Origin of the sequence: Pseudoduganella dura, assembly GCF_009727155.1 — a bacterium.
Lineage (GTDB): Bacteria > Pseudomonadota > Gammaproteobacteria > Burkholderiales > Burkholderiaceae_D > Rugamonas > Rugamonas dura.
In genome coordinates this window covers 2,099,979-2,121,631 of the sequence record NZ_WNWM01000002.1, presented here as the reverse complement: position 1 = coordinate 2,121,631, position 21,653 = coordinate 2,099,979, and the positions used below count along the sequence as shown (strand labels likewise).

At 64.8% G+C, this 21,653-nt stretch carries 22 protein-coding genes and 1 riboswitch; of the genes, 17 read left to right on the top strand and 5 right to left on the bottom strand.

The window, feature by feature from the left end:
* Positions 1–117: 117 nt before the first annotated feature.
* The 8 genes from dusB to GJV26_RS09310 all read left to right on the top strand — a co-directional run bounded on the left by dusB (position 118) and on the right by GJV26_RS09310 (position 6,784).
* Complete coding sequence (dusB, locus tag GJV26_RS09345; protein WP_189441909.1) at positions 118–1,134, top strand: tRNA dihydrouridine synthase DusB; 1,017 nt, start codon at positions 118–120, stop codon at positions 1,132–1,134.
* A gap of 42 nt (positions 1,135–1,176) precedes the next feature.
* Positions 1,177–1,410, top strand: a complete 234-nt coding sequence (locus GJV26_RS09340) for a helix-turn-helix domain-containing protein (RefSeq protein ID WP_131147721.1) — start codon at positions 1,177–1,179, stop codon at positions 1,408–1,410.
* A 100-nt stretch (positions 1,411–1,510) separates the two neighbouring features.
* The gene (purH, locus tag GJV26_RS09335) at positions 1,511–3,097 is read left to right on the top strand and encodes a bifunctional phosphoribosylaminoimidazolecarboxamide formyltransferase/IMP cyclohydrolase (protein ID WP_155708587.1); all 1,587 of its coding nucleotides are present in this window, start codon (positions 1,511–1,513) and stop codon (positions 3,095–3,097) included.
* Positions 3,098–3,281: 184 nt separating this feature from the next.
* Entirely contained in the window at positions 3,282–3,812 is a 531-nt protein-coding gene (gene ruvC / locus GJV26_RS09330; RefSeq protein ID WP_155708586.1) for a crossover junction endodeoxyribonuclease RuvC, read from the top strand.
* A gap of 32 nt (positions 3,813–3,844) precedes the next feature.
* Positions 3,845–4,426, top strand: a complete 582-nt coding sequence (gene ruvA, locus GJV26_RS09325) for a Holliday junction branch migration protein RuvA (RefSeq protein ID WP_155708585.1) — start codon at positions 3,845–3,847, stop codon at positions 4,424–4,426.
* A 7-nt stretch (positions 4,427–4,433) separates the two neighbouring features.
* Positions 4,434–5,483 carry a Holliday junction branch migration DNA helicase RuvB gene (gene ruvB, locus GJV26_RS09320; RefSeq protein WP_155708584.1) on the top strand — a complete coding sequence of 350 codons (1,050 nt, stop codon included), beginning with the start codon at positions 4,434–4,436 and terminating at the stop codon, positions 5,481–5,483.
* 35 nt (positions 5,484–5,518) lie between these two features.
* Entirely contained in the window at positions 5,519–5,971 is a 453-nt protein-coding gene (locus GJV26_RS09315) for a YaiI/YqxD family protein (RefSeq protein ID WP_155708583.1), read from the top strand.
* A 27-nt stretch (positions 5,972–5,998) separates the two neighbouring features.
* Positions 5,999–6,784 carry a glutaminyl-peptide cyclotransferase gene (locus tag GJV26_RS09310; RefSeq protein ID WP_229419236.1) on the top strand — a complete coding sequence of 262 codons (786 nt, stop codon included), beginning with the start codon at positions 5,999–6,001 and terminating at the stop codon, positions 6,782–6,784.
* A gap of 367 nt (positions 6,785–7,151) precedes the next feature.
* Here GJV26_RS09310 and GJV26_RS09305 read toward each other — a convergent pair whose 3' ends face one another.
* The 5 genes from GJV26_RS09305 to GJV26_RS09285 form a co-directional block, all read right to left on the bottom strand.
* The gene (locus tag GJV26_RS09305) at positions 7,152–7,616 is read right to left on the bottom strand and encodes a DUF2147 domain-containing protein (protein ID WP_155708582.1); all 465 of its coding nucleotides are present in this window, start codon (positions 7,614–7,616) and stop codon (positions 7,152–7,154) included.
* Between the two features lie 119 nt (positions 7,617–7,735).
* Complete coding sequence (locus GJV26_RS30175; protein ID WP_229419235.1) at positions 7,736–8,419, bottom strand: PEP-CTERM sorting domain-containing protein; 684 nt, start codon at positions 8,417–8,419, stop codon at positions 7,736–7,738.
* A gap of 191 nt (positions 8,420–8,610) precedes the next feature.
* Positions 8,611–11,412, bottom strand: coding sequence for a valine--tRNA ligase (locus GJV26_RS09295; RefSeq protein WP_155708581.1), 2,802 nt, complete (start codon positions 11,410–11,412; stop codon positions 8,611–8,613).
* A gap of 130 nt (positions 11,413–11,542) precedes the next feature.
* Positions 11,543–13,147 (bottom strand): methyl-accepting chemotaxis protein, encoded by a 1,605-nt coding sequence (locus GJV26_RS09290; RefSeq protein WP_155708580.1) that lies wholly within the window; start codon positions 13,145–13,147, stop codon positions 11,543–11,545.
* Between the two features lie 212 nt (positions 13,148–13,359).
* On the bottom strand, positions 13,360–14,025 hold the full coding sequence (locus GJV26_RS09285) for a hypothetical protein (protein ID WP_155708579.1): 666 nt from the start codon (positions 14,023–14,025) through the stop codon (positions 13,360–13,362).
* 97 nt (positions 14,026–14,122) lie between these two features.
* A riboswitch (TPP riboswitch) is annotated at positions 14,123–14,229 on the top strand.
* Between the two features lie 63 nt (positions 14,230–14,292).
* On the opposite strand from GJV26_RS09285, the gene thiC reads away from it, so the two are divergent.
* The 9 genes from thiC (at position 14,293) to GJV26_RS09240 (ending at position 21,644) form a co-directional block, all read left to right on the top strand.
* Entirely contained in the window at positions 14,293–16,173 is a 1,881-nt protein-coding gene (thiC, locus tag GJV26_RS09280) for a phosphomethylpyrimidine synthase ThiC (protein WP_155708578.1), read from the top strand.
* Positions 16,174–16,241: 68 nt separating this feature from the next.
* Positions 16,242–16,442 carry a sulfur carrier protein ThiS gene (thiS, locus tag GJV26_RS09275; RefSeq protein ID WP_155708577.1) on the top strand — a complete coding sequence of 67 codons (201 nt, stop codon included), beginning with the start codon at positions 16,242–16,244 and terminating at the stop codon, positions 16,440–16,442.
* 14 nt (positions 16,443–16,456) lie between these two features.
* On the top strand, positions 16,457–17,254 hold the full coding sequence (locus GJV26_RS09270; protein WP_155708576.1) for a thiazole synthase: 798 nt from the start codon (positions 16,457–16,459) through the stop codon (positions 17,252–17,254).
* Positions 17,255–17,321: 67 nt separating this feature from the next.
* Entirely contained in the window at positions 17,322–18,125 is an 804-nt protein-coding gene (gene thiD / locus GJV26_RS09265; RefSeq protein WP_155708575.1) for a bifunctional hydroxymethylpyrimidine kinase/phosphomethylpyrimidine kinase, read from the top strand.
* 37 nt (positions 18,126–18,162) lie between these two features.
* Positions 18,163–18,777 (top strand): thiamine phosphate synthase, encoded by a 615-nt coding sequence (thiE, locus tag GJV26_RS09260; protein ID WP_155708574.1) that lies wholly within the window; start codon positions 18,163–18,165, stop codon positions 18,775–18,777.
* A 111-nt stretch (positions 18,778–18,888) separates the two neighbouring features.
* On the top strand, positions 18,889–19,518 hold the full coding sequence (locus tag GJV26_RS09255; protein ID WP_155708573.1) for an ANTAR domain-containing response regulator: 630 nt from the start codon (positions 18,889–18,891) through the stop codon (positions 19,516–19,518).
* A gap of 208 nt (positions 19,519–19,726) precedes the next feature.
* Positions 19,727–20,131, top strand: a complete 405-nt coding sequence (locus GJV26_RS09250) for a response regulator (protein ID WP_155708572.1) — start codon at positions 19,727–19,729, stop codon at positions 20,129–20,131.
* A gap of 103 nt (positions 20,132–20,234) precedes the next feature.
* The gene (locus GJV26_RS09245; RefSeq protein ID WP_155708571.1) at positions 20,235–21,341 is read left to right on the top strand and encodes an S-(hydroxymethyl)glutathione dehydrogenase/class III alcohol dehydrogenase; all 1,107 of its coding nucleotides are present in this window, start codon (positions 20,235–20,237) and stop codon (positions 21,339–21,341) included.
* 114 nt (positions 21,342–21,455) lie between these two features.
* Positions 21,456–21,644 carry a hypothetical protein gene (locus GJV26_RS09240; RefSeq protein ID WP_155708570.1) on the top strand — a complete coding sequence of 63 codons (189 nt, stop codon included), beginning with the start codon at positions 21,456–21,458 and terminating at the stop codon, positions 21,642–21,644.
* Positions 21,645–21,653 lie beyond the last annotated feature (9 nt).

Genomic DNA, 21,653 nt, shown 5'->3' with positions numbered 1-21,653 from the left:
TGTTTCATAACCGGAAAGCTGCACACCCACCTGTTTAATACAAATTCGTGCGTATTAAATGAGCAGTGCTTGGGTTAGAATTGCAGGTTCCTCCGGCAATTCTCATTTGATACCCCAGTGCAAATCGGTCCTTATCAGTTGCGCAATAACGTGTTCGTCGCCCCGATGGCGGGCGTTACCGACCGGCCGTTCCGGCAACTCTGCAAGGAACTGGGGGCCGGCTATGCCGTCTCCGAAATGGCGGCGGCCAATCCGCGCGTGTGGGCCAGCGAAAAGAGCTCGCGCCGCACCGACCATACCGGCGAGATGGAGCCGAAAGCGGTGCAGATCGCCGGTTCCGATCCGCAGGAACTGGCCGATTGCGCCCGCTTCAACGTGGACAAAGGCGCCCAGATCATCGACATCAACATGGGTTGTCCCGTGAAGAAGGTGTGCAACAACTGGTGCGGCTCGGCGCTGCTGCAGTTCGAAGACCTGGTGGAAAAGATCCTGCATGCCGTGGTGGGAGCGGTACCGGTGCCCGTCACGCTGAAATTTCGCACCGGCTGGGATCGCGCGAACAAGAATGCATTGAATATCGCCCGCATCGCCGAAGACGCCGGCATCCAGATGCTCACCCTGCATGGCCGCACCCGGGCCGACGGTTACACCGGCGACGCGGAGTACGACACCATCGCCGCCGTCAAGGCCGCCGTGAAGATCCCGGTGGTGGCCAACGGCGACATCACCACGCCCGAAAAAGCCCGCTTCGTGCTCGACCGGACGGGCGCGGATGCCGTGATGGTCGGCCGCGCCGCCCAGGGCCGGCCATGGATCTTCCGCGAGATAGAACATTACCTGCGAACGGGCACCCACATGCCGCCGCCGCTGGTGCTCGAGGTGCGCAAGCTGATGGACGAACACCTGCGCGCCCACTACGCCTTCTATGGCGAATACCTCGGCGTGCGCACCGCGCGCAAGCATATCGGCTGGTATGTGCGCGACCTCCCGGGCGGGGAGGATTTCCGGCAGGAGATGAACCGTCTCGAGTCCACCGTCGAACAATTGCGCGCCGTGGACAGCTTCTTTGAATCCCAATGGAAGCATGGCGAGCGGTTACAATACCGCCTCGCCGAAGACATGCTGGCCGCCTGACTTGGCGCCAGATCGGCAAATTATTTCGTTAAATAGAAGAACATGAGCAAAGAAAGTATCCAGGAAGTTGTCACGAAGAGCCTCGAAGAGTATTTCAACGACCTGGGCGAACAGCAACCGTCGAACATCTACGACATGGTCGTGATGACCGTCGAACGGCCGATCCTGCAAGTGGTGATGCACCGCGCCGACGGCAACCAGTCGCACGCCGCGCAGATGCTGGGCATCAACCGCAATACGCTGCGCAAGAAATTGCAGGAGCACGGCCTGCTGTAAAGCTTTTTGTCCCGCCCGGCGAGGTTTCGCGACGTGGCTGCGACCGGCCACCAGCGCCGGCGGCTGCTCAACGACAAGATTTTCAACCTGGACCACAGCCATGATCAAACAAGCTCTCATCTCCGTTTCCGACAAGACCGGCGTTCTGGATTTCGCCCGTGCCCTGTCGGCGATGGGCGTCAAACTCCTGTCCACCGGCGGCACCGCCAAGCTGCTGCAGGAAAACGGCCTGGCCGTTACCGAGGTCGCCGATTACACCGGCTTCCCGGAAATGCTGGATGGCCGCGTGAAGACGCTGCACCCGAAAGTGCACGGCGGCATCCTGGCCCGCCGCGACTTCCCGGAGCACATGGCCAAGCTGGATGAGCATGGCATTCCAACGATCGACATGGTGGTCGTCAACCTCTACCCGTTCCAGGCCACGGTGGCCAAGGACGACTGCACGCTGGACGACGCGATCGAGAACATCGATATCGGCGGCCCGGCGATGCTGCGCTCGGCGGCCAAGAACCACAAGGACGTGGTGGTGATCTGCGATCCGTCCGACTATGGCGTGGTGCTGGCCGAGCTGAAGACCACGGACAACTCGCCCGGCTACATCAGCTACGAGACCCGCTTCAACCTGGCAAAGAAGGTGTACGCGCACACTGCCGCCTACGACGGTGCGATCACCAACTACCTGTCCAGCCTGGGCCCGGACCGTGCGCACGCCAACCGCGGCGCCTATCCGCAAACGCTCAACGTGGCGTTTGAAAAGGTGCAGGACATGCGCTACGGCGAAAACCCGCACCAGGGCGCCGCCTTCTACCGCGACACGAAGGCCGTGCCGGGCGCGCTGGCGAACTACCGCCAGCTGCAGGGCAAGGAACTGTCGTTCAACAACATCGCCGACGCCGATGCCGCGTGGGAATGCGTGAAGAGCTTCTCCGGCATGGACCAGCCGGCCGCCTGCGTGATCGTCAAGCACGCCAACCCGTGCGGCGTGGCGCTGGGCGGCTCCGCCGTCGAAGCCTACAGCCGCGCGCTGCAGACCGACCCGACCTCGGCGTTCGGCGGCATCATCGCCTTCAACGTGGAAGTCGACGGCGCTGCCGCCACCGAGCTGGCCAAGCTGTTCGTCGAAGTGCTGATCGCACCGTCGTTTACGGATGAAGCGAAGAAAATCATGTCCGCCAAGCAGAACGTGCGCCTGCTGGAAATCGCCCTGGGCGACGGGGTGAATGCGATGGACTTCAAGCGCGTGGGCGGCGGCCTGCTGGTGCAGGCGGCCGACTCGAAGAACGTGCTGCTGGCCGATACCCGCGTGGTCACGAAGAAGCAGCCGACGCCGCAGCAGCTGGTCGACCTGATGTTCGCGTGGAAGGTGGCGAAGTTCGTGAAATCGAACGCGATCGTCTTCTGCGGCAACAACATGACGCTGGGCGTGGGCGCCGGCCAGATGAGCCGCATCGATTCCGCGCGCATCGCTTCGATCAAGGCGCAGAACGCCGGCCTGACGCTGGCCGGTTCCGTGGTCGCCTCCGACGCGTTCTTCCCGTTCCGCGACGGCCTGGACGTGGTCGTGGATGCCGGCGCCACCTGCGTGATCCAGCCGGGCGGCTCGATGCGCGACCAGGAAGTGATCGATGCCGCCGACGAGCGCGGTGTCGTGATGCTGTACACGGGCACGCGTCACTTCCGCCACTGATAAGCGTTCAGTTCGTGTCCACCTGGGGTCAACCCCGTTTTCGGACACGGGCTCATCGTTAGTACAGTTGAGCTCGTGTCCGTTTACGGGGTTGCCCCCGTTGTGGACACGAACCCGGCAGTAACGCTGCACCATTCGGCGCCCGCGAGTTGCGGGCGCTTTCTTTACTGCATACAATCAAGCGATGATCATTCTCGGCATCGACCCTGGCCTGCGCACCACCGGCTTCGGCGTCATCCACAAGCAGGGCACGAAGCTGCGCTACATCGCCTCCGGCACCATCAAGAGCGGCGAAGGGGACCTGCCCACGCGCCTGAAGGTCATCCTCGACGGCGTGACCGAACTCACGGCCACTTACCAGCCCGATTGCGCCGCCATCGAAAAAGTCTTCGTCAACGTCAATCCGCAATCGACCCTGCTGCTGGGGCAGGCGCGCGGCGCCGCCATTTGCGGCCTCGTGAGCGGGGCGCTGTCGGTGGCCGAATATTCGCCCACGCAGATCAAGCAGGCCGTCACCGGTTCCGGCAAGGCCGTCAAGGAGCAGATGCAGCTGATGGTGTCGCGGCTGCTGGCGCTGCCGGGACTGCCCGGCACCGATGCGGCCGACGCGCTCGGCGTGGCGATCTGCCACGCCAACTCGCACGACACGCTGCTCGCCATCGCCGCGACCGGCATGACCGGCTTGCACATGAAGCGCGGCCGCCTGGTCGGCTAAACTTCACCCAACATTCAATTTAAGGCCTGGCCATGATCGGACGTCTCTCCGGTGTTCTGCTTGAAAAAAATCCGCCGCAACTCCTGGTCGACGTGCAGGGCGTCGGCTACGAGGTCGATGTGCCGATGAGCACGTTCTACAACCTGCCACACACGGGCGAACGCGTTTCCCTGTTCACGCACCTGACGGTGCGCGAGGATGCGCACCTGCTGTACGGCTTCGGCCATGCCGAGGAGCGCGTCGTCTTCCGGCAGCTCATCAAGATCAGCGGCATCGGCGCGCGCATGGCGCTGGCGATCCTGTCCGGCATGTCCATCGCCGACCTGGCGCAGGCCGTCACGCGCCAGGAAGCGGGCCGCCTCGTGAAAGTGCCCGGCATCGGCAAGAAAACGGCCGAACGCCTGCTGCTCGAACTGAAGGGAAAGCTGGGCGCGGACCTGGGCGCGGTGGGCGGCGTCGCCGCGGTGCCGGATGCGCAGTCCGACGTGCTGAACGCGCTGATCTCGCTGGGCTACTCCGACAAGGAAGCGCTGCTGGCGCTGAAGTCCGTCCCGGCCGGTGCTTCGGTCTCCGACGGCATCAAGCAGGCGCTGAAGGCACTGTCCAAAGGGTGAATGAGCAATGAGCATCCAGACCGATAACTTCACCGAACAGCGCATCATCGATGCCGCGCCCTCGTCGCCGAACGAGGAAGCGATCGAGCGCGCGCTGCGCCCCAAGCTGCTGGACGAATACGTCGGCCAGCAAAAGATCCGCAACCAACTGGAGATCTTCATCTCCGCCGCCAGGGGCCGCAGCGAGGCGCTGGACCACACGCTGCTGTTCGGCCCGCCGGGCCTGGGCAAGACCACGCTGGCCAACATCATCGCGCGCGAGATGGGCGTGAACCTGCGCCAGACTTCCGGCCCCGTGCTGGAACGCCCGGGCGACCTGGCCGCGCTGCTGACCAACCTCGAAGCGAACGACGTGCTGTTCATCGACGAGATCCACCGCCTGTCGCCGGTGGTCGAGGAGATCCTGTACCCGGCGCTGGAGGATTACCAGATCGACATCATGATCGGCGAGGGCCCGGCCGCGCGGTCCGTGAAGCTGGACCTGCAGCCGTTCACGCTGGTTGGCGCCACCACCCGCGCCGGCATGCTGACCAACCCGCTGCGCGACCGCTTCGGCATCGTCGCCCGCCTGGAGTTCTACACGACGGAGGAACTGGCCAAGATCGTGCTGCGCAGCGCCACGCTGCTCAAAGCGAACATCGACGACACGGGCGCCGTGGAAATCGCCCGCCGCGCGCGCGGCACGCCCCGTATCGCCAACCGCCTGCTGCGCCGCGTGCGCGACTATGCCGAAGTCAAGGGCAATGGCGACATCACGAAGGATGTCGCCGATGCGGCGCTGGTGATGCTCGACGTCGATACCGTGGGCTTCGACGTGATGGACCGCAAGCTGCTCGAAGCCGTGCTGTTCAAGTTCAACGGCGGCCCGGTCGGCGTCGGCAACCTGGCCGCCGCGATCGGGGAGGCGGCCGACACGATCGAGGACGTGCTCGAACCTTACCTGATCCAGCAGGGCTACCTGCAGCGCACGCCGCGCGGCCGCGTGGCAACGCCCGTCGCCTACGAGCACTTCGGCCTGAAGCCGCCGCGCACCAGCCTGACCGGCGAACTGTGGTAACCGCGGACGATGCAGGCGCCGCGAACGGGCGGCCGATGAAGATCTGGGTCGATGCGGATGCGTGCCCGGGCGCCGTCAAGGAAATCCTTTATCGGGTAGCCGAGCGTGTGCGGATCGACGTCACGCTGGTCGCCAACCAGTTGCTGCGCGTGCCGCCGTCGAAATTCGTGCGCTCGGTGCAGGTGCCGTCCGGCTTCGACGTGGCCGACCGCGAAATCGTGCGGCTGGCCGAACCGGGCGACCTGGTAATCACGGCTGACATTCCGCTGGCAGCCGATATACTGGAGAAGGGCGCCCATGCGCTCAATCCGCGCGGCGACTTCTATACGCCGGACAACATCGCGCAACAGCTGACGATGCGCGCGTTCATGGACGAACTGCGCGGCAGCGGCGTCGACACCGGCGGCCCGTCCGCCTACGGGCAGGCGGACCGGCAGCGCTTCGCCAACGCGCTCGATGGCCACTTGCGCCGCCATCTGCCGAAGTAATCGATAACAATTGACTGGAGGCCGACCATGCTGCCCATGTTGAACCGCACCTTTTTCGCCACGCTGGCCCTTGCCTGCTGCGCGCTCGCCGAGGCCGCCGTGCCGGTGTATGGCTATTCCGTCAGGAATACCTACCCGCACGATGCGGGTGCGTTCACGCAGGGCCTGTTCTACCGCGGCGACGTGCTGTACGAAAGCACCGGCCAGTATGGCGCCTCGACGCTTCGCAAGGTGGACATCGAAACGGGCGAGGTGCTGCAAAAGCGCGACCTGCCGGCGAATGTCTTCGGCGAAGGCATCGCGCCCGCCGGCGAGCGCATCGTCAGCCTCACGTGGACCAACGGCGTCGGCTTCATCTTCGATATCGATTCGTTCGAACAGCTGGGCAGCTTCGCCTACCAGGGCCAGGGCTGGGGCCTGACGAGCGACGGCAAGCGGCTCTACATGAGCGACGGCACCGAGTTCATCCGCGTGCTGGACCCGCAAACGATGCGCGTGACACGCCGCATCCGCGTCACGGTGGAAGGCGTGCCCGTCACGCGGCTCAACGAACTCGAGTGGGTCGATGGCGAAATCTACGCGAACGTGTGGCAGACCGACCGCATCGCCCGTATCGACCCGTTCGCAGGCCAGGTGCGCGGCTGGATCGACCTGAAGGGTCTCGACGAGCTGGCCGACGTCGCACCCGGTTCGGATAACGTGCTGAACGGAATTGCCTGGGATGCCGACCACAAGCGCCTGTTCGTCACCGGCAAGCGGTGGCCGAAGCTGTTCGAGATCACGTTGAAGAAGAAACTTTCTCTGGGCGACTGATCCGCTTCCGGCCGGTGATGGGAGCAGGGTGCCGGCGTTGTTGTACCGCTTCCATCAGCGCCCAATTTGTCGCTTCCGGCTTACAAATTTCAGGCAATCTCGCTGAATCCTTGCGCCGCCCTTATCGGCATAATGCCTTGCATGGAATGCGCCAGGTTTAGCGACAGCACCAAGCTGACCGGCGAGCAACCGACAGGAAAGTCCCTGCAAGGCAGTTCACTGAACGCGACAGGCAAGGCGAACGATATCGCTGCCGGTCGTGAAAGCTGTACTGCATGTGAGGGATCATTCCGCCAGCGCCAAGTGGCAGGAAGTGTTGTGATTCAGGGGGCTTCGGCCCCCGTTTTTTGCCCGGGAAGCGTTGCCGCTATTCCTGCCGCACCCACGTCTGCGACCGCCCCAGCACCGGCACCCCGATATACCCGCGCACCTCGAGTTTCCTGCCGCCCTCCACCAGCTTCATCTTGCTCTTGTACACCTTGCCGTTTTCCGGATCGAGGATCGTCCCGCCCGCATAGCCGTCGCCATCCTTCTTCATGCCGTCGATGATCGACAGCCCGATGATCGGCCGGCCCTTGTCCTCGCCCGTGCACTTGTCGCAGATCGGATGCTGGTCCTCGCCGGCGGGCCGGTACAGCTTTTCGATGCGGCCGTGCAGCACGCCGTTCGATTCGCTGATGCGGATCTCGGCTTTCGGCTTGCCAGTCTGGTCGTCGATGTTCTTCCACAGGCCGACGGCGGAAGCGTTGTCGGCGAGAGCGGGCAAGGGGGCAAGCAGGGACGCGGTGAACATGGCAGCGAAAAGCAGCGCAGGGGAAGTCAGGGCAGGCATCGGGTCTCCTTGAAATGGTTATCCCGGCAGTGTAGCGCAGGCGATAAAAAAGCCAGCGCGGGCGAACCCGGGCCGGCTCCATGTATCGCAAGGAACCTGGGGAAGCGCCTCGTTCTCGATCAGCCGAGGACGCGGCGGCGCCATGCCACCAGGCCAATGCCGGCCAGCAGCATCGCGTAGGTGCCGGGTTCCGGAACGGCAGATACCAGCGACATGGAGGTCAATGCTCCCCGGAAGATGAAGTTTGTCTGGCCTTCATCGGTGAAGTAGCTGTAGCTGTACTGGAACCATCCGTTCATTCCGTACAAGCCCGTAGTAGGCACTGCCAGGCCATTCAAGGTGTCGAATGGCGCCACGAAGGACAGGTCGACAACCGAGATATAACCTGGATGGTCGAGCCACGTGGGGGCATTGAACGAGACGCTGTCATTACCATAGGTGCTTACCTTTCGGTCGAAGACCCAGACGGTACTGATACCCGGGCTAGAAGCCTGGCTGTAGCCGCTTTTGTCGAACTGGACAACGCTCGTCGTGGCTTGATCGTATCCGTACTCCGCAAGCCCGGTCGCGGCTTGGTCCGAGTATTGGAGTACCTGCGATTCGGTATCGAAGGTAAAACGGCCGGTGACGGTGTCGCCGAGGCTGATTACGTGATCGCCGGCAGTAGCCGATGAGAATGATCCGGTAGGAGACTCGCTGTTCTCGATCGTCTGGATCGATGTAGTGTAGTGGATCGTGTAGCGTTCGGCCTGGGCGGCGCCTGCCATGGCTAGGCCTGCAAGGAAGTAGAGGGTTTTTTTCATGAAGTCGCTCATTATGTTGTTTTATTAATAAGACTTTAATTAGATCACAGATCCTTGTTTTCCTGGCCATATTTCGAGTTCATGATCCGTGCATCCGGCCAATAAAAAAGCCGGAGCGGGCAAACCCGGTCCGGCCAATAAAAAAGCCGGAGCGGGCGAACCCGGTCCGGCTTTTGCAGGCGGCGAAAAACTTACGCGGCCGGCAGCTTGGCGAACTGCTCGCGCAGTTTATCGAGCGTGGCCGAGAACGTGGCGACGCGTTCCTGCTCCTGCGCGACCACGGCGGCCGGCGCGCGTGCCACGAAGCTTTCCGACGACAGCTTGCCGGAAGCCTTGGCCACTTCGCCTTCCAGGCGGGCGATTTCCTTCGACAGGCGCTCGCGCTCGGCCTTCACGTCGATTTCCACCTTCAGCATCAGCTTCGTGGTGCCCACCACGGAGACGGCTGCCGGCGATTCCGGCAGCGCGGCCACGATCTGCACTTCGGACAGCTTGCCCAGCATCTGCACGTATGGTGCGAACGCGGTGATCTTTTCACGGTCGGCGTCGGTCGTTTCCACGATCAGCGGCACGCGCACGGAGGGCGACAGCTTCATCTCGCCGCGCAGGTTGCGGGTGGCGTCGGTCATGGCCTTCAGCTCGGCGATCCAGGCTTCGGCGGCCGTGTCGATGGCCGACTCGTTGGCGATCGGGTACGGCTGCACCATGATCGACTTGCCTTCCGTCTCGCCCTTGCCGGCAAGGGGAGCAACCGTCTGCCACAGCTGTTCGGTCACGAACGGAATCACCGGGTGCGCCAGGCGCAGCACCACTTCCAGCACGCGCAGCAGCGTGTGGCGGGTGGCGCGCTGCTGGCCTTCGGTGCCTTGCTGGACCTGCACCTTGGCCAGTTCCAGGTACCAGTCGCAGTACTCGTCCCACACGAACTTGTAGATCGCGGTGGCGATGTTGTCGAAGCGGTAGTCGGCGAAGCCCTTGGCCACTTCCTGCTCGGTGCGGTTGAGCAGCGAGACGATCCACTTGTCCGCCTGCGACAGGTCGGCATCGCTGGCGCTGCAATCCTTGCCCTCGGTGTTCATCAGCACGAAGCGGGTGGCATTCCACAGCTTGTTGCAGAAGTTGCGATAGCCCTCGGCGCGGCCCAGGTCGAAGTTGATGTTGCGGCCCAGCGAGGCGTAGCTGGCCATCGTGAAGCGCACCGCGTCGGTGCCGTAGGCCGCGATCCCTTCCGGGAATTCCTTGCGGGTGGCCTTCTCGATCTTCCCTGCGGCGCGCGGGTCCATCAGGCCGGTGGTGCGTTTCGCCACCAGTTCTTCCAGGCCGATGCCGTCGATCAGGTCGATCGGGTCGAGCGTGTTGCCCTTCGACTTCGACATCTTCTGGCCCTGCGAGTCGCGCACCAGGCCGTGCACGTACACGGTCTCGAACGGCACCTTGCCGGTGAAGTGGGCGGTCATCATCACCATCCGGGCAACCCAGAAGAAGATGATGTCGAAGCCGGTCACCAGCACGGAGGAGGGCAGGAAGGCTTTCAGGTCGGGCGTCTGTTCCGGCCAGCCCAGCGTGGAGAACGGCACCAGCGCGGACGAGAACCACGTATCGAGCACGTCGCTGTCGCGGCGCAGCGCGCCGGTACTGCCGGCGGCCTGCTGCTTGGCAACCGCTTCTTCCTCGGTGCGGGCAACGAAGATGTTGCCGGCTTCGTCGTACCACGCCGGGATCTGGTGGCCCCACCACAGCTGGCGCGAGATGCACCAGTCCTGGATGTTGTTCAGCCACTGGTTGTAGGTGGTGGTCCAGTTTTCCGGCACGAACTTGATCTCGCCCGAAGCCACCTTTTCCAGCGCCACGTCGGTGATCGACTTGCCCGGATTGTGCGTGCCTTCCGGCGCCGGCTTGCTCATCGCCACGAACCACTGGTCCGTCAGCATCGGTTCGATGACCACGCCGGTGCGGTCGCCGCGCGGCACCATCAGCTTGTGGGGCTTGACCTGTTCCAGCAGGCCTTGCGCTTCCAGGTCGGCCACGATCTGCTTGCGCGCGGCGAAGCGGTCCAGGCCGCGGTAGGCTTCCGGCGCGTTGTCGGCGATCTTCGCATCCAGCGTCAGGATCGACGGCATGTCCAGGTTGTGGCGCAGGCCCACGGCGTAGTCGTTGAAGTCGTGCGCCGGCGTGATCTTCACGCAGCCGGTACCGAACGCCTTGTCGACATACGAGTCGGCGATGATCGGGATTGCACGGCCCACCAGCGGCAGCGTGAGCATCTTGCCCACCAGCGCTTCGTAGCGCTCGTCGGTCGGGTCCACGGCCACGGCCACGTCGCCCAGCATCGTTTCGGGACGGGTGGTCGCCACGGTCAGCGAGCCGCTGCCGTCGGCCAGCGGGTACTTGATGTACCACATCGAGCCGTCTTCCTCTTCCGACGCCACTTCCAGGTCGGAAACGGCGGTGCCCAGCACCGGGTCCCAGTTGACCAGCCGCTTGCCGCGGTAGATCAGGCCCTGCTCGAACAGGCGCACGAACACTTCGGAAACGATCTTCGAGCGCGGCTCGTCCATCGTGAAGTACTCGCGGTCCCAGTCCGGCGACGTGCCCAGGCGGCGCATCTGGCCGGTGATCGTGGAGCCCGATTTTTCCTTCCACTCCCAGACTTTTTCGATGAACTTTTCGCGGCCCAGGTCGTGGCGCGAGATCTTTTGCGCGTCGAGCTGGCGCTCCACCACGATCTGCGTGGCGATGCCGGCGTGGTCGGTACCCGGGATCCAGGCCGTGTTATGGCCCAGCATGCGGTGGTAACGCGTCAGGCCGTCCATGATGGTCTGGTTGAACGCGTGGCCCATGTGCAGCGTGCCGGTCACGTTCGGCGGTGGCAGCTGGATGCTGAAGGCGGGCTGCGAAAGGTCCATCGACGCGGCGTAGTAACCGCGCTTTTCCCATTCGCTGCGCCAGAACTGTTCAATGTCGGCGGGCTCGAAAGACTTGGCTAATTCCATGATCGGGGCGTGAGATTTTGGCGAAAACGACCATTATAAAACAGGCAGGGGCCCCGGCATCGGCCGGCGCCCCATGATGTGGAAATCGCGCACGGTTCCCCGGCGCCCGGCGGGCGCGGTCGTTATCCAGTCAAGCTGCCAACCTCGGCTGTCCGCGGGACATGCCCCGCGTCGCGGCCTGGCCCTGCACCTTGAACACGGCGATCGCCTGTGCCACGCAGCGGGTTTGCTGGACCAGCTCGCCGGCCGCGGCGGCGGCCTGCTCGACCAGCGCGGCATTCTGCTGCGTGATGTCGTCGATCGAGGCGACCGCCTGGTTGACCTGGCCGATGCCCGTGCTCTGTTCCGTGGCCGTTTGCGAGATATCGTTCATGACCTGCTTGACCTGCGCCACGGAGGCGATGACATCGGCCATGATCGCGCCGGCGCTGCTGGTGAGCTGCGTACCGGCATCGACCTTGTCGATCGACTGGTCGATCAGCGTCTTGATTTCCTTCGCCGCCGAGGCGGAGCGCTGGGCCAGCGCACGCACCTCGGAAGCCACCACCGCGAAACCGCGGCCCTGTTCGCCCGCGCGCGCCGCTTCCACGGCCGCGTTCAGCGCCAGGATATTGGTCTGGAACGCGATGCCGTCGATGATGCCGATGATGTCGAGGATGCGGTGCGACGAAGCGCTGATGCCGCCCATCGTCGCCACCACCTGCGATACCACGTCGCCGCCCTGGCCGGCCATGTCGGCGGCATGCCCGGCCAGCCGGTCCGCGTCCGCCACGTTGGTGGCGCTTTGCCGCACCGTCGAATTGAGCTGCTCCATGCTGGACGCGGTTTCCTGCAGGCTCGATGCCTGCGATTCGGTGCGGCCCGACAGGTCCATGTTGCCGCTGGCGATCTCGCCGGTGGCCCGTTCGATCAGTTCGAAATTGCTGCGCACGTCGCCGATGATGCTGCGCAGGTTGACGTTCATCTGGCGCAGCGCGGCCAGCAGCTCGCCCGCTTCGTCGTCGCGCGTCACATCGACGGTCGCGGTCAGGTCGCCGCCGGCCATCTGCCGCGCATGGTGGGTGGCCGCGCGCAGCGGCGCCACGATCGCGCCATGCAGCGTCCAGCCCAGGTACAGCGCGGCCAGTGCCGCCAGCACGGCGAACGTGGCCAGCACATTGCCGCCGTTGTTGAACAGGCTGGCCGCGCAGGCTGCCAGGGCCACGGCCGGCAGTACGCCGGCCAGCGCCACGCGCGCCGCCAGCGACAGGCGCATGCCGGTCCACAGGCGCTGCAGCGGGCCATCCGCCACCACCTTGCCGCGGCTGATGCGCTGGCCCTGTGCCTTGCCATCCCGGAATACCGCATATGCCGCGGCGGCCTGCGCCACCATGTCGCGGCCCGGCTTGGTGCGCACCGACATGTAGCCGACCGGCTTGCCGTTCTCGATCACCGGCGTGACGTTCGCCGCCACCCAGTAGAAATCGCCGTTCTTGCAGCGGTTCTTGACCATGCCGGTCCAGGGCAGGCCCTTGCGCACCGTCGCCCACATGTCGGCGAACGCCTCGACCGGCATGTCCGGATGGCGCAGGATATTCTGCGGCGCGCCGATCAGCTCTTCCTCGGTAAAGCCCGAAATGTCGATGAAATACGGGTTGGCGTAAGTGATGTTGCCTTGCAGGTCCGTCGTCGAAACGATGGTCTTGCCTTCTTCGAGAAGGACTTCCTGGGCGGTGACGGGCAAGTTGGTCCGCATGGTCGCTCGCTTTCTTGTGGATTCTGATAAGGGACGATGGGCATCCGGATGCGTCGCGCTGGCTGGGCGACGGTCGGCGATGCGATATGGCGATGCGGGTCGGCATCAGTCACGGCTGGGACAGGGCCGTTGGAGGTCTGATGCAAGCTTATCAGAGAGGATGAGCGACGAACAGTAGGTTGTGTCCTGGGAGCAACGGCCACCTGTTTCCGTCAGCGCGGGCCGGCGCAGGCCACGCTCCACGGCAGCAGTTCGTTGCGGCTGCGGCGCACCGATACGCGCGCCTCGCCGGCGATGTCGCTTTCGAATACCAGCACCGGCAGGCCGTCCTTGCCGCGATCGAGGCCGGTGAGGCGGTACCCGCGCGAACGCGACGGCGCGCAGGAGGTGTTCCCGGCCATCAGCAGGCGGGCGCTGCCGAGGATGGATGCATGCTGCTGGAGCAGCATCAGGATTTCCATTTCCGGCAACGGCTGGAGCAGGCGCACCGGCGTTTCGGGCTGGGCGCCGCACCGGCTGGCGTGGTGGATCCAGACCAGCGTCTGCGCCGGCCCGGCTTCGCGCCAGCGGTTTTCCTTGCGACCGCGCGGATCGTGCTCGTACACGGCGCGGGGCTGGCGGCACAGCGGCAGTACCGCGCGCTGTGCGCCGCCATCGACAGTGGCGGTGACGCGGCGCTTGCCGCGCTTGCCCTTTTCACGGGTCACATTGAACTGCGGCCGCAGCAGGCCGCGGCCTTCATGCGTGCTGCCGTACCAGTCGATGAACGATTCCTGCTCGGCCGGCGTGGCCGTCCTCGATTCCGCCTGCGGTTCCGCCGCAGCCGCGGCCCCCATCACCATCACCGCCGCCAGCGCGGCGGCCACCCGTTTATGCATCGTTATCCTTTCGTCGAGATACCGATTATAGGCGTTGGGGCTTGCAGTTAAGGCACGGTTCGTGTCTATAATGGCGTCGCTGCTTTCAACGAAGGCGGCAAAACGCTAGGGGTCCTGCGCGTGGCTACAGCCGTGCGCGGGTGAGAAATACCCTCCGAACCTGATCTGGATAATGCCAGCGAAGGGAAGCATAAGGATCCTTGTACCCATGCCGCACGGGTGCACGCATCCGGACCTCCTTTGCTGGCTCCTGCCCAAAGGAGCCAAATGAACGCCCACCAAAAATTTTTGGCCAGTACGGCCGAAGTCGACAGCGCCGCCGTTGCGCCGCTGCCCAATTCCCGCAAGATCCATGTGACCGGCAGCCGGCCGGACATCCGCGTGCCGATGCGCGAAATCGCCCAGGCCGACACGTCGGCGTCGTTCGGCCACGAAGTCAATCCGCCGGTCACGGTGTACGACACCTCCGGCCCCTACACCGATCCTGCGGTGCCGATCGACATCCGCGCCGGCCTGGCGCCGCTGCGCGCCGGCTGGATCGCGGAGCGCGGTGATACGGAAGAACTGGCCGGGCCCACGTCCGACTACGGCAAGGCGTGGCTGGCCGACGCCTCGCTGGAAGCGCTGCGCTTCAACCTGCACCGGCTGCCGCGCTGCGCCCGGGCCGGCGCCTGCGTCACGCAGATGCACTACGCGCGGCGCGGCATCGTCACGCCGGAGATGGAATTCGTGGCGATCCGCGAAAACCTGCGCCGGCGCGAGTACATCGCGGAACTGGCGGCATCCGGCCCGATGGGCACGAAGATGGCCGAACTGCTGGGCCGGCAGCACCGCGGCGAATCGTTCGGCGCCGCCATCCCGGCCGAGATCACGCCGGAATTCGTGCGCGACGAGATCGCCCGCGGCCGGGCCATCATCCCCGCCAACATCAACCACCCGGAACTGGAGCCGATGATCATCGGCCGCAATTTCCTCGTGAAGGTCAATGCCAACATCGGCAATTCGGCCGTCACGTCGTCGATCGGCGAGGAAGTCGAGAAGATGACGTGGGCGATCCGCTGGGGCGGCGATACGGTGATGGACCTGTCGACCGGCAAGCACATCCACGAAACGCGCGAATGGATCGTGCGTAACAGCCCGGTGCCGATCGGCACGGTGCCGATCTACCAGGCGCTGGAAAAGGTCAACGGCAAGGCCGAGGACCTGACGTGGGAAATCTTCCGCGACACGCTGATCGAGCAGGCGGAGCAGGGCGTCGACTACTTCACGATCCACGCCGGCGTGCTGCTGCGCTACGTGCCGCTGACGGCGAACCGGCTGACGGGCATCGTCTCGCGGGGCGGCTCGATCATGGCCAAGTGGTGCCTGGCGCATCACAAGGAAAACTTCCTGTACACGCATTTCGAGGACATCTGCGAAATCATGAAGGCGTACGACGTGTCGTTCAGCCTGGGCGACGGCCTGCGCCCAGGCTCGATCTACGACGCCAACGATGCCGCGCAGCTGGGCGAACTGAAGACGCTGGGCGAGCTCACGCAGATCGCCTGGAAGCACGACGTGCAGGTGATGATCGAAGGCCCCGGCCACGTGCCGATGCAGCTGATCAAGGAAAACATGGACCTGCAGCTGGAGCAGTGCGCGGAGGCGCCGTTCTACACGCTCGGCCCCCTGACGACCGACATCGCGCCGGGCTACGACCACATCACTTCCGGCATCGGCGCCGCGCAGATCGCCTGGTACGGCACCGCGATGCTGTGCTACGTGACGCCGAAGGAGCACCTCGGCCTGCCGAACAAGGACGACGTCAAGGAAGGCATGATCACCTACAAGATCGCCGCCCACGCCGCCGACCTCGCAAAGGGTCACCCGGGCGCGCAGATCCGCGACAACGCGCTGTCGAAAGCGCGCTTCGAATTCCGCTGGGAAGACCAGTTCAACCTCGGCCTCGACCCCGACCGCGCCCGCTCGTACCACGACGAAACGCTGCCGAAGGAATCGTCCAAGGTGGCCCACTTCTGCTCGATGTGCGGCCCGCACTTCTGCTCGATGAAGATCACCCAGGAAGTGCGCGAATACGCCGCCAGCGGCATGCAGGAAAAAGCCATCGAGTTCGTGAAGACCGGCAGCCAGCTGTACCAAAAAGCGTAGCAAACCCACAACAGGGACAGTCCCCGATGTGACCGTCCCTGTTTTTCGCGATCTTTAGAGGTTCAAGAATGGAAATCGTGCTGAACGGAGCGCCCCGGGTGTTGCCGCCGGGGCAGACCTTGAACGAACTTGTGGTGGCGCTGCAACTGGAAGGGCAGGCGCTGGCGCTGGCGGTCAATCGCAGCGTGGTGCCGCGGCAGCGCTGGGACGACGTGGCATTGCAGGCGCAGGACCGGGTCGATATCGTGCGCGCCATCGGCGGCGGCTGAATTGAGGAGAAATCATGCTGGACCAAAACGAAAACAGTGACCTGCTGACCATCGCAGGCAAGCAATACCGTTCCCGCCTGCTGGTGGGCAGCGGCAAGTACCGCGATCTCGACCAGACCCGCGCGGCCACGCTGGCGGCCGGCGCGGAAATCATCACGGTGGCGATCCGCCGCGTGAACATCGGCCAGGATCCGCATGCGCCGAATTTGCTGGACGTGGTGCCGCCGTCCGAGTTCACGATCCTGCCGAACACGGCCGGCTGCTACACGGCGAAGGATGCCGTCTACACGCTGCAACTGGCGCGCGAGCTGCTCGATGGCCACAAGCTCGTCAAGCTCGAGGTGCTGGGCGACGAGAAAACGCTGTTCCCCAACATGCCCGAAACGCTGGTCGCCGCCAGGGAACTGGTGAAGGATGGCTTCGACGTGATGGTCTACTGCAGCGACGATCCGATCCAGGCGCGCATGCTGGAAGACATCGGCTGCGTGGCGGTCATGCCGCTGGCGTCGCTGATCGGTTCCGGCATGGGCATCCTCAATCCATGGAACCTGTCGCTGATCATCGAGCAGGCCAACGTGCCGGTACTGGTCGATGCAGGCGTCGGCACGGCATCCGATGCGGCGATCGCGATGGAACTCGGCTGCGACGGCGTGCTGATGAACACCGCCATCGCGGCGGCGCGCGACCCGGTGCGGATGGCGCGCGCGATGCGGCTGGCCGTCGAGGCGGGACGGGATGCCTGGCTGGCCGGCCGCATGCCGCGCAAGTTCGCGGCGTCGCCATCGTCGCCGATGGCCGGCCGCATCCTGTGACGTCGGCCATGGAAGAGCGGAAGCCATGAAGGACCAGCCATGAAGGATCAGTTATGAAGGATCAGCTATGACCCATCGCCCCTGCGTGCTGGTGTTCGCCGGCGCCGATCCTTCGGGTGGCGCCGGCATCGCCGCCGATGTCGGCGCCATCGCGGCGCTCGATGCCCACCCGCTGCCGGTGATCACGGCGCTGACCGTGCAGGACAACAACCGCGTGCACGAAGTGCTGCCGGTCGAGCACGACGTGGTGATGCGCCAGGCGCTGGCGGTGGCCGCGGCGTTCCGCATCAGTGCCGTCAAGATCGGCATTCCGGGCAGCGCCGAGAATGCGCTGGCGATCGCCCGCGTGATCGCCGGCCTGCGCGAGGAAAACCCGGCGCTGCCGGTGGTGCTGGACCCGGTGCTGGCCAGCGGCAACGGCGACCGGCTGGGGCGCGGCAATGCGATCGCCGCGCTGGCGCCGCTGCTGCCGCTGGTGACCGTGATCACGCCGAACGGCCCCGAGGCCGCCGCGCTGGCCAGGGCGCACCGGCAGGACATTCCGCCGCCGTCGAGCGACGTGGCGGAACTGGCGCATGCCCAGGTGCTGCGGCACCTCGGCTGCGAACACGTGCTCGTCACCGGCGGGCATGCCGACGGCAATTCCGTGATCAACCGCTGGCTGGGCCCGGCACGCCAGCAGAACTGGCACTGGCCGCGGCTGGATGGCGGCTTCCATGGCAGCGGCTGCACGCTGGCCGCCGCCGTGGCCGCGCTGCTGGCCCAGCAGATCTCGGTCGCCCAGGCACTCGCCCGGGCGCAGGCCTATACCCACCGCACGCTGGAGGCGTCGTATGCGATCGCCATCGGCCAGCGCATACCGCTGCGCTAGCGCATACCGCCGCGCTGCCACACCACAGGAGACAATCATGCAGGGACTCTATCTCGTTACTCCCGATTGGGACGACACCGCCGCGCTGCTGGCGCGCACCGAGGCCGCGCTGGGCGCCGGCGTGGCGCTGCTGCAGTACCGCCACAAGACGGCGACGCCGGCCTTGCGGCTGGAGCAGGCCGGCGCGCTGCTGGCGCTGTGCCGCCGCTACGGCGTGCCGTTCATCGTCAACGATTACGTGGAACTGTGCCGCGAGCTCGGCGCCGACGGCGTGCACGTGGGCGGCACCGACGCGTCCGTGGCGCAGGCCCGCGCCATCGTCGGGCCGGACAGGATCGTCGGCGCTTCGTGCTACGGCGACCTGCAGCTGGCCATCGATGCCGAGCGCGCCGGCGCCAGCTACGTGGCGTTCGGTGGCTTCTATCCGTCGCGCGTCAAGCGTTACGCGGTGACCACGCCGCCGTCGATCATCGACGACGCCCTTGCCGCCGTGCGCGTGCCCTGTGTCGTCATCGGCGGCATGACGCCGGAGAACGCGGCGCCCTTGATGGCGCGCGGCGCGCACATGGTGGCGGCGATCAGCAGCGTGTATGGCGCGCCGGACGTGGCAGCCGCGGCCGCGGCCTTCGGGAAACTGGCAGCACGGCAATGAAGGAGCGGGTGTGGTGCCCGCCCATCGTCCGCCCCATGCGACAGTAAATCCCCTTGCCGGAGAGTTAAACGCCCGTATAATCGGTCCAAGTTCATTCATCCGACTCCTGACATGCCCGCACCCGCCGCCGTGAAACGCCTGATTCTGATCGTCGACGACGACCAGCTGCTTGCCGAATTCCTCAGCGTCGTCCTGCGCAATGCCGGTTATGAAACGGTGCAGGCCCATTCGGCCGACCATGCGCTGCGCCTGGTGGCCGAACGCGAGCCGGACATGGCGCTGCTGGACATCCACATGCCCGGCATGTCCGGCCTGGAACTGGCCAAGCAGCTGAACCGTGAAACGTCGGTGCCGTTCATGTTCCTGTCCGGCCGCGGCGATGCCGATGCCGGCAAGCAGGCGGCGGCGTACGGCGCCGTCGGCTTCCTCGTCAAGCCGGTCGACGAGAAGCAGCTGATGCCCGCCTTCGAAGCGGGCCTGGCACGGGCGGACGAGATCCGCCAGCTGCGCCGCACCGAACTGAACCTGAACGCCGCACTGGCCGCCGGCCGCGAAACGAGCCTCGCGGTGGGGTTGTTGATGTGCAAGTTCCAGACCGACCGCAATACCGCGTTCGAAGTGCTGCGCGATCACGCCCGTTCGAGCCGGCGCAAGGTCAACGAAGTGGCGGACCAGTTGCTGACCGCCGAAGAAACGTTGAACAGCCTGCATGCGGCATTCAATTCCCGCTACAAGAAATAATTGTTTCCAATAGGAATTAAGTAGAGTAAGCTTTCCTCTGTGCACTAGCTTACTTGGTGCAACCATCAATGTTACGGCTGCCTCACCATCGCGGCCGTGTCGTAATTTTCATCGGCCCAGCTCCGCCGACTGCAACCTGGATACCAACCGACCCCGCATCCGCGGCGCATGGCTCCAGCTCCTGCATCTTTCGTACGCGGAGAAAACCATGAACATGACCGATGCCTTCGAGGCCTGCAAGCCGCTGGCGCCCGCCCCCCACGTATTGCACGTGGATGCCGACGATTCCACCGCGCTGATTCTTGCCACGCTGCTGGTGCCGGAAATCCGTGTCAGCCGCGCGCCGACGATGGAAGCGGCCGCCGCCCGGCTGGCAGACGAGAAATTCGACCTGATCATCCTCGACGCCGACCTGCCGGACGGCGACGGCCAGGTATTGACGGATGCCGTGCGCGCGCGCGGCTGCCATACCCCGGTGCTGCTGTACTCGGCACGCCAGCCCAGCCTGCATCACCAGGCGCATGCCTACCTGCCGAAACCATGGACCTCGCCGCGCCAGCTGTGGCAGTCGGTGTGCCGCCTGCTGGAGCTCGATCTCGCCGTTAGCCGTTAGCCGTTAGCGCTTCCGCTGGCGCCGGCTTCAAATAAGCGTTTGCAAGTGAGCGTTTGCGGATTTGTCGTTATCATGGCGGTTTTTCCCAAAACAGGAACGAACAATGAAAACCAGGGCAGCAGTGGCATGGAAGGCGGGCGCTCCGCTGACGATCGAAGAGGTCGAACTGGGCGGGCCGAGGGAAGGCGAAGTCCTCGTCGAGATCAAGGCCACCGGCATTTGCCACACCGATTACTACACGTTGTCCGGCGCCGATCCGGAAGGCATTTTCCCGGCCATTCTCGGCCATGAGGGCGCCGGCGTCGTCGTCGACGTCGGCCCGGGCGTGAAAAGCCTGAAGAAGGACGACCACGTCATTCCGCTGTACACCCCGGAATGCCGGCAATGCAAATTCTGCCTGTCGCAGAAGACCAACCTGTGCCAGGCGATCCGCTCCACGCAGGGCCGCGGCCTGATGCCGGATGCGACCAGCCGCTTTTCCATCGACGGCCAGCCCATCTTCCACTACATGGGCACCTCCACCTTCTCCAACTACATCGTGGTGCCGGAAATCGCGCTGGCGAAAATCCGCGAAGATGCGCCGTTCGACAAGGTTTGCTATATCGGTTGCGGCGTCACCACCGGCGTGGGCGCCGTGCTGTTCACGGCCAAGGTGGAAGCGGGCGCGAACGTGGTCGTGTTCGGCCTGGGCGGCATCGGCCTGAACGTGATCCAGGCGGCGAAGATGGTCGGCGCGGACAAGATCATCGGCGTGGACATCAATCCGGGGCGCGAAGCGATGGCGCGCAAGTTCGGCATGACCCACTTCATCAACCCGAACGACGTGGAAAACGTGGTCGACGCGATCATTCAATTGACCGACGGCGGCGCCGACTACAGCTTCGAGTGCGTGGGCAACACCACGCTGATGCGCCAGGCGCTCGAGTGCTGCCACAAGGGCTGGGGCAAGTCGATCATCATCGGCGTGGCCGCGGCCGGCCAGGAAATTTCCACCCGTCCGTTCCAGCTGGTGACCGGCCGCGAATGGAAGGGCTCGGCCTTCGGCGGCGCGCGCGGCCGCACCGACGTGCCGAAGATCGTCGACTGGTACATGGACGGCAAGCTCAACATCGACGACCTGATCACGCACAAGCTGTCGCTGGACCAGATCAACGAAGGCTTCGACCTGATGAAGAAGGGCGAGTCGATCCGCTCGGTCGTGATGTATTGATGCAATCCGGCGCCGCCCGCCCGCAGGGCTGGCCGGCGCCCGGGCACGGCGCCTGACAGGGCGCAAGTACAACGGGCATGCCATCAGGCTTTGAAATGTGGCATAGTGCAGATTATGAAAGCGCTCAAAAGCCAGCTGGCATCCGAAGTCCTTGCCGATCCGGTCGCCCGGAAGCATTTGCGCGAGTTTCTTACCCGCGGTGCATCCGATGGGGCACCGCGCAGCGAATTCGAATTTCGCCGGCCTAACGGTGAAACAGTAAAAATCAGTCCCCGGATCGTTCCCAAAGCCAAAGCTGCCTGAACAGGCCGG